The 9,325-nt window shown below is 51.4% G+C and carries 11 protein-coding genes and 1 tRNA gene; 2 read left to right on the top strand and 10 right to left on the bottom strand.

What is annotated here, in order from left to right; translation table 11 throughout:
* Window positions 1-60: 60 nt before the first annotated feature.
* Both Q0274_RS00350 and Q0274_RS00345 read left to right on the top strand, forming a co-directional pair.
* Window positions 61-447: a RidA family protein gene (locus Q0274_RS00350; RefSeq protein WP_298026524.1), complete on the top strand. Its 387-nt coding sequence runs from the start codon at window positions 61-63 to the stop codon at window positions 445-447.
* A gap of 8 nt (window positions 448-455) precedes the next feature.
* Window positions 456-1,541, top strand: a complete 1,086-nt coding sequence (locus tag Q0274_RS00345) for a threonine synthase (RefSeq protein WP_298026522.1) — start codon at window positions 456-458, stop codon at window positions 1,539-1,541.
* A gap of 411 nt (window positions 1,542-1,952) precedes the next feature.
* Here Q0274_RS00345 and Q0274_RS00340 read toward each other — a convergent pair whose 3' ends face one another.
* From Q0274_RS00340 to Q0274_RS00295, 10 genes are all read right to left on the bottom strand, one after another.
* Window positions 1,953-2,501 carry a GrpB family protein gene (locus Q0274_RS00340; protein ID WP_298026520.1) on the bottom strand — a complete coding sequence of 183 codons (549 nt, stop codon included), beginning with the start codon at window positions 2,499-2,501 and terminating at the stop codon, window positions 1,953-1,955.
* A 35-nt stretch (window positions 2,502-2,536) separates the two neighbouring features.
* A tRNA-Ser gene (locus Q0274_RS00335) sits at window positions 2,537-2,624 on the bottom strand.
* A gap of 290 nt (window positions 2,625-2,914) precedes the next feature.
* Window positions 2,915-3,325 carry a GyrI-like domain-containing protein gene (locus Q0274_RS00330; protein ID WP_298026526.1) on the bottom strand — a complete coding sequence of 137 codons (411 nt, stop codon included), beginning with the start codon at window positions 3,323-3,325 and terminating at the stop codon, window positions 2,915-2,917.
* A 27-nt stretch (window positions 3,326-3,352) separates the two neighbouring features.
* Window positions 3,353-5,281 carry a transketolase gene (tkt, locus tag Q0274_RS00325; RefSeq protein ID WP_298026517.1) on the bottom strand — a complete coding sequence of 643 codons (1,929 nt, stop codon included), beginning with the start codon at window positions 5,279-5,281 and terminating at the stop codon, window positions 3,353-3,355.
* A gap of 3 nt (window positions 5,282-5,284) precedes the next feature.
* A complete protein-coding gene (locus Q0274_RS00320; protein ID WP_298026514.1) occupies window positions 5,285-6,136 on the bottom strand; it encodes a polyprenyl synthetase family protein in 852 nt (283 codons plus the stop codon).
* A gap of 382 nt (window positions 6,137-6,518) precedes the next feature.
* Entirely contained in the window at window positions 6,519-6,848 is a 330-nt protein-coding gene (locus tag Q0274_RS00315) for a YbaB/EbfC family nucleoid-associated protein (RefSeq protein ID WP_298026512.1), read from the bottom strand.
* A 2-nt stretch (window positions 6,849-6,850) separates the two neighbouring features.
* Window positions 6,851-7,198 carry an aspartate 1-decarboxylase gene (panD, locus tag Q0274_RS00310; RefSeq protein WP_298026510.1) on the bottom strand — a complete coding sequence of 116 codons (348 nt, stop codon included), beginning with the start codon at window positions 7,196-7,198 and terminating at the stop codon, window positions 6,851-6,853.
* A gap of 16 nt (window positions 7,199-7,214) precedes the next feature.
* Window positions 7,215-8,525 (bottom strand): UDP-N-acetylmuramoyl-L-alanyl-D-glutamate--2,6-diaminopimelate ligase, encoded by a 1,311-nt coding sequence (locus Q0274_RS00305; RefSeq protein WP_298026509.1) that lies wholly within the window; start codon window positions 8,523-8,525, stop codon window positions 7,215-7,217.
* Window positions 8,503-9,051 (bottom strand): histidine kinase, encoded by a 549-nt coding sequence (locus Q0274_RS00300; RefSeq protein ID WP_298026507.1) that lies wholly within the window; start codon window positions 9,049-9,051, stop codon window positions 8,503-8,505. Before Q0274_RS00300 ends, Q0274_RS00305 begins: the two co-directional genes overlap by 23 nt.
* Window positions 9,041-9,307 carry a NifU family protein gene (locus tag Q0274_RS00295; RefSeq protein ID WP_295150604.1) on the bottom strand — a complete coding sequence of 89 codons (267 nt, stop codon included), beginning with the start codon at window positions 9,305-9,307 and terminating at the stop codon, window positions 9,041-9,043. Before Q0274_RS00295 ends, Q0274_RS00300 begins: the two co-directional genes overlap by 11 nt.
* Between the last annotated feature and the right edge of the window lie 18 nt (window positions 9,308-9,325).

Below are 9,325 nucleotides of genomic sequence, written 5' to 3'. Positions count from 1 at the left end.
ATATATTTTTAATAAATTTAGAGTAAAATTATATAAAATTTTATATGCAAAGGAGCTTAAATGAAAGAAATTTACCCAAGTGGTTTCGCGCCGAAAAAGGCGCATTATGCGCCAGGCATCTTAGACGACGACGGTACGCTCTATGTCTCGGGGCAGCTAAGCGTGGATCCGCGCATGGGAGCCGCTCCAGAGGGTCTTGCTGCGCAGACAGCGCAGGCTTTAGGCAACGTCGCGGCAGTGCTCGCCGCCGCGGGCGCGGATAAAAGCGACGTGCGGATGTGCCGCGTCTATACGCCTGACGTCGCGAACTGGGACGTGATCGACGAGCAGTATGCGCTGTTTTTCGGCGCGCACAAGCCCGCCCGCGTCGTGGTACCGACCACGGCTCTACACTTCGGCTGTCTCGTAGAGATCGAGGCCGTCGCAAAAATCAAAGAGAAAAAATAGGAGCGAAAATGAGCGATTTCATCTGCACGGGCTGCGGCAAGCACGCGCCCATCGATACTTTGAGCTATAAATGCGGCTGCGGCGGGCTGTATAAGCTAAACTCCGACGCGCCTAAATTTAACCCCGCGCTCGTAGATCAAAGCGAGTTTAGCATCTTTAGATACCGCAGGTTTATGGGCATCGACACGGCTAAATTTAGAGAAATTTCGATGGGCGAGGGGCTCACGGCGAGCGTGAAATTCGGCGAAAATCTCTATCTTAAGCTTGATTACGCGATGCCTACGCTTTCGTTCAAAGATCGCGGTGCGGCGGTTTTGGTACTACATGCCAAAAATATCGGCGTTAAAAAGGTGCTGCAAGACTCCAGCGGCAACGCAGGTAACGCCGTGGCGGCGTACTGCGCTCGCGCGGGCATCGAGTGCGAAATTTACGTTCCGAAGGGCACGTCGCCTAAAAAGATCGATATGATCAAAAGCCACGGCGCGCACGTCACGGTCTTTGACGGCAGCCGCGACGAGACGGCGGATGCGTGCCGCAAAAAGGCCGCGGATGAGCAGATTTATTACGCCAATCACGTTTATAATCCGATCTTTTACGAGGGCACGAAGAGCTACGTTTATGAGATCTACGAGCAGCTAGGCAGGGTGCCGCGCAATATCTTTATCCCCGTGGGCAACGGCACGCTACTGCTGGGCGCTCAAGCGGCGCTGGGCGAGCTATATGAGGGCGGTCTTATCGAGGCGCTGCCAAAAATTTTCATCGTTCAGGGCGAGCGTTGTGCCCCGCTTTTTGACGCCAAAGGTGCGGCGCGAGCGATAGAGCCGCAGCCGACGCTAGCGGAGGGCATCGCGATCGCAAGACCGATGCGTGCGGGCGAAATTCTTGGCTCTAGCTACGCGGGCGAGCGCGAGGTGATCTTGGCGAGCGAGGGCGACATACTGCCTGCTAGAGCGGCTCTTGCGCGCGGCGGATTTTACGTCGAGCATACGACTGCGGCTACCTACGCGGCGTATCTGCGCTACAAAGAAAGCCGCGATCTGCAAGGAGGTAGCATCATTCCGCTTTGCGGCGCGGGGCTAAAGAGCGATCATTAAATTTAAGCGCTCGGCGTGGAATTTGCGCGACTAGCTAGCGGCGAGGAATTTTAAATCCCGCCGCTTTAAATTTAGCGAGTTTATGAGCCAATGTTTTAGCGGGATATTTAAAATTTACGGCGCATAGGCTTTTAAATTTAAACTTGTACCGAAGCGTGAGGATGCCTTTGCTTGAAATATGATGTGGCGATACGACGCATTTTATGGGCGACTTTGCCGCTAGCTGGATTTGTAAAATTTTATCTGTCGATAGTCGGGCGGTCGCTCTTTAAATTTGAAATTACGGTCAAAATTTTATGAAAACTAATCTGCAATGTGCGGCACTATCTATCAGTTTTTGTTTATAAAATTTAGCCATTTTTTATCGCTCTTGGCGAGCGAGCTTCTACGCAGAGGATCAAATTTACGCGGCTATTTCGAGTTTTCTTTAGCGATGCGCGTAAGCTTAAGCACAAATTCGCTTTTTGCCGCAGTATAGGCGTCGCGGTCGAACTCGAACCGCTTGCAAAGCTCTAATTTAAGCGCCTCGTACTGCTCGGCGATATCCGTATTCGCTCGCAAAAAATTTCTAAAAAATATCTCATCCGCATCGCCGAAATTTCGCAGATGCACGTGAAAAACGCGCTCGGCAAATCCCGCTTCGGTGTAGCCCTTATTTAGGCTGCAGCGGCTCTCGCTTTCGCTCATTAGCAGATAGCCCGCGTCTATCAGGCGCCGTTTGGCTGCGGTAATATCCGAGCATTCGATCAAAATATCTACGATCGGCTTCGCCCAGATCCCGCTTACTGCGGTGCTGCCGATATGGTGGATCTTGATCTTGCCATGATCTCGCAGCAGGCCGCGCAGGATTTCGCACTCCTGCCTAAAGTATTTGCCCCAGCGCGGATCGTGCGGCACGAGACGTATCGGAAAGAGCCGCCACAGCTCCTGCAGGCTCATCGAAAGGAGTTTGTTGCTCATCTTAACTCCAAAGTATTGGGTGAAATTTGAATGAATGGCGGGTAGATAGGGATTCGAACCCTAGAAGGCTGACGCCTTACGCGCTTTCGAGGCGCGCTCCTTCGACCGCTCGGACATCTACCCGAATGAAAATGTAATTTAAGCCAAAAATGGCTTAATAACAGATTTAAAAATGAAATTCTGTGTGAAATTTCGCCTGATTTTGCGGGCGAAGGCTGAAATTTAACGGCGCAAATTTAGATTTCGTTTTAAATCCACGGCTTAAGGTACGGCGCGCTTTCGGCACAAAATTTGCTTTCGCGCGCGTAGTTTTGGGGACGGAATTTTACCGCTTTATGGATGAAATTTTACGCAAAAGCTCATCGTCGCGGCGGCAAAAAATCACTCGCCGTTTATAAATTTCATGCGCCGCCCTACAAAACCGAGATGAAAATTTTGATCTCGTCTCCGCCGTAAAACTCAAAATCCGTTCCAAACGCTCTTTTTAGTTCGCCGGCCTCAAAAAAGTTCCAAATTTTGCTCCAAAACTTTGCTACGTTTTGCGGCTCATTTGGAAAGCTAAAAACGGCGTATTTGCCGCTTTTGATCTCCAAGGCTTTGCCGCCGCGGGGCGCTTTAGCGCCGATAAAGATATCGTAAAGCCCGTCGGCGCCGTTTTCGTAATCATAATAAACGCCGTAAATCTCGCTTTGCCCGTCATAGCACTCTTTCATAAATTTTGCCCACAGCGCGGGAATTTTACCGCTTCCGCCCAGCTCGTCCTCGTTTTTCGTGCGGGCTTTTAACCCGTAAATTTTAAATCCGTCTAAATATGAAATTTTGATCTTTTCGCTCAAATTTTACCCTTTCCGCTACTGCTCTAAAAGCTCTTTGGCCTGCTTTGCGATCGCGACGTCGGTGAAGCCGAAAAGCTTAAATAGCTCGCTCGCGTTGCCGCTTTCGCCGAAGCTTTGCATGCCGTGTACCGCGTCTGCAAATTTATACCACTCAAGCGCGCTTGCGGCTTCGACGGCTAAAATTTTAGTTTGCGGCTCTAGGATTTGCGCTAGATAATCAGCGTCCTGCTCGCACAGAAGCTCGAAACACGGCGCGCTTACGACGTTTGCGCCGATGCCTTGCTCTTGCAAGATCGCTGCGGCCTTTAGGCAGAGCGAGACCTCGCTGCCGCTTGCGATGAGCGTGATTTGCGGCTCTTTGCTCTGCCTTAGCAGATACGCGCCGTTTTGCACGTCGCCTAAAACCGCCTTAGGTAGCGGCTCAAGCCCTTGGCGCGAGCAGACGAACGCCGCGGGCGCATTCAGAGTAAGCGCCGTGCGCCAGCACTTTACGTTTTCGTTGCCGTCTGCCGGGCGGAAGGTGTAGAAGTCTGGCATCGCGCGGAAGGTGCTAAGCTGCTCGATAGGCTCGTGCGTCGGCCCGTCTTCGCCTACGCCGATGCTGTCGTGCGTGAAGACGAAATAGTGGCGCAAACCCATCAGCGCCGCAAGTCTAGCGCCCGTCTTGAGATAGTCGCTAAAGATAAAAAACGTCGCGCTAAACGGGATGAAAAGCCCGTACCTCGCAAAGGCGTTGCCGATCGCCGCCATCGCGTGCTCGCGGATGCCGAAGTGCAAATTTTTGCCGCACGGAAAGTCGCCGCCGCCTTTTAGCTCGGTCTTATTCGACGCCGCTAAATCGGCGCTTCCGCCCAAAAAGCCGGGTACTGCGTTTGCGATGGCATTTAAAATTTTACCGTTACTATCGCGCGTGGCGACCTTAAGTCCGCTAAAATCGGGAAATTCTATCTTGCTAAAGTCGGGATTTAAAAGCTCGTTTAGAAGCGCTCTTTTTTCATCGCTTAGCTTCGCGAGCTTCTCCTTCCAAAGTCTCTCCTCCAAATCGCCTCTCTCGACCGCAGCGCGCGTTTCAAAAAGCACGTCCTCGCTTACGACGAAGCTTTGAGCGGGATCAAAGCCCAGACTTTGCTTAGCGCGTGCAAGCAGCTCCTCTCCAAGCGGCGCGCCGTGCGTCTTGGCTGTGCCCTCAAGCTCGAGCGCCCCCTTGCCGATCGTGGTGTTTGCGATGATGAGGTAGGGCTTGGTTTTGTTTTTGACCTCGTCAAGGACAAATTCTATCTGATCGAAATTATGCCCGTCGATGCGTGCGACCTCAAAGCCTTGCGCTTCAAATCGCACCTTTACGTCCTCAAACCACGCGATATCGGTGCTGCCGTCGATCGTGATGCCATTAGAATCATAGATTATCGTGAGATTATCGAGGTTGTGTCTACCCGCAAGCGCGCACGCTTCGTAGCTGATGCCTTCCTGTAGATCGCCGTCGCCGCAGAAGCAATAGACGCGGTGATCGATGATCTCGTTTCCTTCCTCGTTGAGCAGATGCGCGGCGTATTTCGCAGCCATCGCAAATCCGACCGCGTTCGCGACGCCCTGACCGAGCGGTCCGGTAGCGATCTCGACGCCCGGGGTAGTGATCTCCGGGTGGCCGGGGGTTTTGGAGTGCAGGCGCCTGAAGCTTTTCAGATCGTCCATGCTCAAATCATATCCGCTAAGATAGAGGTAACTATACACCAGCGCGCTTGCGTGTCCGCCTGAGAATACGACGCGGTCGCGGTTCAGCCACGCGGGATTTTTGGGGTTGTGACGGACCTTGCTCATAAAGACGCTCATTACGTCGCTTAGCCCCATCGGCGTGCCGGGATGGCCAGAGTTGGCGCTTTGGATCATATCCGCGCTTAGAAATTTGATCGTGTTTGAAATTTTACTTAGCTGCTCGCTCGACATTTTTCATCCTTTCAGGTATTTTTCTATCAAATTTAAAACCAAATCGCGTAGGCTTGCGTCATAGCCGCTCATCGCGCCATTTACCTCGTCTATTAGGCGCTGCTTGTAGCTCCTCGCACCCGCAAGACCTAGTAAATTTACGAAGGAATTTTTCGCGCCGTCCGCTCCTACGGGTTTGCCCGCGCTTGCCTCGTCGCCCGTAGCGTCGATGATATCATCCTCGATCTGAAATATGAGACCTAGCTTCAGTCCGATCTTATAAAGCTCATGCGCGAGCTCATCCTTTAACCCGCCGATTATGGCGCCTAGCTCAAACGCCGCTGCGATGAGCGCGCCCGTTTTGTGCAGATGCAAAAACTCAAGCTCGCTTTGCTTTAATGGGCTGTTTTCAAAATGACAATCGATCGCCTGACCGAGCACCATGCCGCTACTGCCTGCGTTTTGTGCTAGAGTTTTAATGCATTTTATCTTGATTTCGTCGCTTAGGTTCGCGCTCGCGGCTATCAAAAAAGCGTCGGTATTTAGCGCATCGCCCACCAAAATCGCCGTGACCTCGTCGTATTTTTTGTGCAGGCTCGGCCGTCCGCGGCGCAGATCCGCATCGTCCATCGCGGGCAGATCGTCGTGTATGAGCGAGTAGGTGTGGATCATCTCAAGCGCCATCGCGATCGCCAGTGCGCCTTCAAAGCGCCGCTCATCCACCGCCGAGACGACGCCTAGCAGCAGCTGCGCGCGAAAGTGCTTGCCACCCGCTTGCAGCATGTAGTTGAGCGCCTCCTCAAAGTACGGATGAAAGCTAGACGCCTTCAGTTCGTTGTGTTTCAAGTAGTCTTTAAATTTTTCTAAAATATCCATCAAATTCCTATCGCATGGTTGGGCTTTAAAGCCGCTTTTTGCGCGCTCGTTCGGCTGCTTTTACTTTGTTTGTACTTATCAGTTTTTACGCTCATTTTACTTGTCGCGCTCGCACTTTTTACTGCCCGTTTTATGACATTTGGCTACGCCTTGCGTGCCGTTTAAATTTTATCTCTTTTGTGTTTGCACAGAGGCAAAATAACCGAAGCACATCGCAACCGCCGCTTGTAAATTTTAAACTCTCCGATCGGCTGTTTCGCGAAATTTAAAACTATAAAATTTTGAAATTTCATCCGACCGACCTGTTTAAATTTACCGGCTCAGCTCGCAAATTTCTAAATTTAAACGATCCTCCAAATTTAGACTTGCTTGCAAAACCGCCTCAGCTCTTATCGCCGAGCAGATCGCCTAGGCCGCTGAGCCCTCCTAGCATGGACGCTGCGGCGCCTTTCTTTTCATTTTCGACGAGTTTTATCGCGTCGCCTATCGCCGAAATTAGCAGGATCTGCAAACTCTCTTTGTCGTTAAAAAGGCTGTCGTCGATGCTTAGATCGAGCACCTCGCCCGCGCCGTTTAGCCTGATGGCGACCATGCCCGCGCCCGATTTTACGGTAAATTCCTTGCGCGCATTCTCCTCCTCGATCTGCTTAGCCTTGGCCTGCATCTGATCGAGCATCTGCCCCATTTTTGAAAAATCCATTCCCTCAAACATCTTTACTCCGTTATTTGGTTTTTTTCGTTTACTTGCACGATTTTAGGCTTGAAGCTTCTCGCTTTTTTGGTGCTCATCTGAGCGTAGGCCACGATGATGACGATGTCACCGACGCAGACTTTGCGCGCGGCCGCGCCGTTTAGGCAAATCTCGCCCTTTTTCTCGCCGCAGATTACGTATGTAGCGAAGCGCTCGCCATTATTGACGTTTAGGATCTCTACTTTTTGGTATTCGCAAAGCCCCGCAGCCTCGATGAGCTCGGGCCCGATCGTGACAGAGCCTACGTAATTGAGATTGGCGTCCGTCACGCGCGCTCGGTGGATTTTGCTTGATAAAATTTCGATTTTCATCGGCCGTCCTTTAAATTTAGTCTAAATTTGACTCGCCTCGCGCCGCGACTAGCTCGCTGACGACCTGCTTATCGCTGAAAGGATGCTTCACGCCCTTGATCTCCTGGTAGGTCTCGTCGCCTTTGCCCAAAATAGCGATGATCTCGCCGTTTTTGGCAAGATCTAGTGCGCGCGCGATAGCCTCTTTGCGATCCGCGATCTTTAAAATTTTATCTTTTCGGCGCATGCCGGCGCAAATTTGTTTGATGATCTCGTCTGGATCCTCGCTGCGCGGGTTATCGCTCGTAACGATGCAAATTTTAGCAAAGTGCTCCGCGATGGCGCCCATTTTCGGACGCTTGCCGTGGTCGCGATCGCCGCCCGCGCCGAAAACCGCGATGATCTCGCCGCTTGCACGCAGCGCGTTTAACACCTTTTCGATGCCGTCCGGGGTATGAGCAAAATCGACGATTACAAGCGGATTTTTATTTACGATCTGTACGCGACCCTCGACGCCGCCGAAGTTTGCCAGGGCTTTTGCGATCTTTTCGTTCGGCAGCTTGGTTAGAATTTTAACCGCCGCAAACGCCGCGGTAAGGTTGTAGAGATTAAACTCGCCGATGAGATCGCTTTGCAGCTGCGCATTATCGCCGTTTGGAGTACGCAGGAGCGCGTCGATACCGCCCTTTAGCCCGTATCCGCTCACGCCGAAGCTCGCGGCGTTTCTGATACCGTAGGTAAGGGCGTTTGCGGGGTTAAATTTAATATGTCCGTCATCGGCGTTTATGAGTTTTGGCGCGTCGTCTGCGAAAAACGAGCTCTTGACCGCAGCGTATTCTTGCATGCTGCCGTGATAATCGAGATGATCTTGGCTTAAATTCGTAAAAATTTTAAGCGCAAATTCTAATCCTTCGATGCGGTTTTGTGCTATCGCATGCGAGCTAACCTCCATGACGAAATACTCGCAGCCCTGCTTGCCGGCTTCATAAAGATAGCTCATCGTCTTAAAAACCGAGCTCGTCGTAAGCCCCTTCTCATCGATTCTGCGCTCATTTATAAAGGCGCCGCGCGTGCCGCTTAGACCGCAGCTAAAGCCTAGATCTAGCAGCGTCGAGTAGATCGCCGCCGCGGTCGTCGTTTTGCCGTTCGTACCGGTGATGCCTACGATTTTGATGCGCGGATTAATATTTAAAAGTTCCTTTGCTTGCGCGATAGAGATGATCTGCGCACCTTTTTGCGCCGCTTCGGCTTGGAATTTAGCGTTCGCGCTCGTGCGCATAAAAAAGCAGCCAGCCTCGCACTCGGCGGAGTTGTCGGTGATAAAGCTATTTTCGAGTCGTATTTTCATGATTTTTGATTTTTTGCATTAGCGCTTCGAAGCGCTCATCGCCTGCATACGCGGCAGCCGAGCTCTCGACGTAATTAAGCCCCATTTCGTAGTAGCCGTTTTCTATCAAATTTTCTAAAAATTCTATCATCTCGGTTTTGTCCGAAATGGCGATTTTGGAGGAAAAAATGATCGATTCGAAGGCGTCTTTAAAGCCTCTTTGGCCTACCGCGCGCATAAAATCGGCATAGGCAATGACTGCAATCTCATCCTCGGCGCCGGGTTCGGAGGCCGCTTCGTTCGCGATCTTTTCGTTGATGGAGTTTAAAATTTTAAAAAGCTCCGCAGTTTGAGTTTTGGGGCTGAGGTTGTAAAAATCAAAGAGCATAAGCGCCTCTTCGCGGTCTGCCAGCGCAGTCTGGCAAAGCTCGAGCAAAAATAGAATTTCCTCCTCGCCGCTTTTTTCATATGCGAGCGAAAAATATAGCTTCGCAAGCTCGAATTCTCCGCGCGAAAAGGCCTTTAGCCCCAGTTTTTTATAGTTCAAACTCTTCGCCTTCGGGGATGTTTACGACGCTAAGCTCGGGGTGAATATCCATGCGAAGCTGGCGTTCGACGCCGTATTTTAGGGTCTGCGCACTTGCGGCGCAGCCGTGGCAATGCCCGGTAAGGCGGACATAGACGACGCCGTTTTTTATGCCTAAAAGCTTCATATCGCCGCCGTCGTTTTGCAGCATCGGTCGGATTAGCTCCAAGCTATCCTGTACCGGGGCTAGAAGCTCTTCGTCTGTAAATGGTATCATTAAAATTCCTTATTTTGA

The sequence above is a fragment of the uncultured Campylobacter sp. genome (assembly GCF_937973075.1).
GTDB lineage: Bacteria > Campylobacterota > Campylobacteria > Campylobacterales > Campylobacteraceae > Campylobacter_B.
This window is presented reverse-complemented; position numbering and strand designations above follow the sequence as displayed.

Coding starts and splice junctions, on each gene's coding strand:
- Q0274_RS00350 (WP_298026524.1), top strand. CDS start 61: ATGAAAGAAATTTACCCAAGTGGTTTCGCGCCGAAAAAGGCGCATTAT.
- Q0274_RS00345 (WP_298026522.1), top strand. CDS start 456: ATGAGCGATTTCATCTGCACGGGCTGCGGCAAGCACGCGCCCATCGAT.
- Q0274_RS00340 (WP_298026520.1), bottom strand. CDS start 2,501: ATGAGCAACAAACTCCTTTCGATGAGCCTGCAGGAGCTGTGGCGGCTC.
- tkt (WP_298026517.1), bottom strand. CDS start 5,281: ATGTCGAGCGAGCAGCTAAGTAAAATTTCAAACACGATCAAATTTCTA.
- Q0274_RS00320 (WP_298026514.1), bottom strand. CDS start 6,136: ATGGATATTTTAGAAAAATTTAAAGACTACTTGAAACACAACGAACTG.
- Q0274_RS00315 (WP_298026512.1), bottom strand. CDS start 6,848: ATGTTTGAGGGAATGGATTTTTCAAAAATGGGGCAGATGCTCGATCAG.
- panD (WP_298026510.1), bottom strand. CDS start 7,198: ATGAAAATCGAAATTTTATCAAGCAAAATCCACCGAGCGCGCGTGACG.
- Q0274_RS00305 (WP_298026509.1), bottom strand. CDS start 8,525: ATGAAAATACGACTCGAAAATAGCTTTATCACCGACAACTCCGCCGAG.
- Q0274_RS00295 (WP_295150604.1), bottom strand. CDS start 9,307: ATGATACCATTTACAGACGAAGAGCTTCTAGCCCCGGTACAGGATAGC.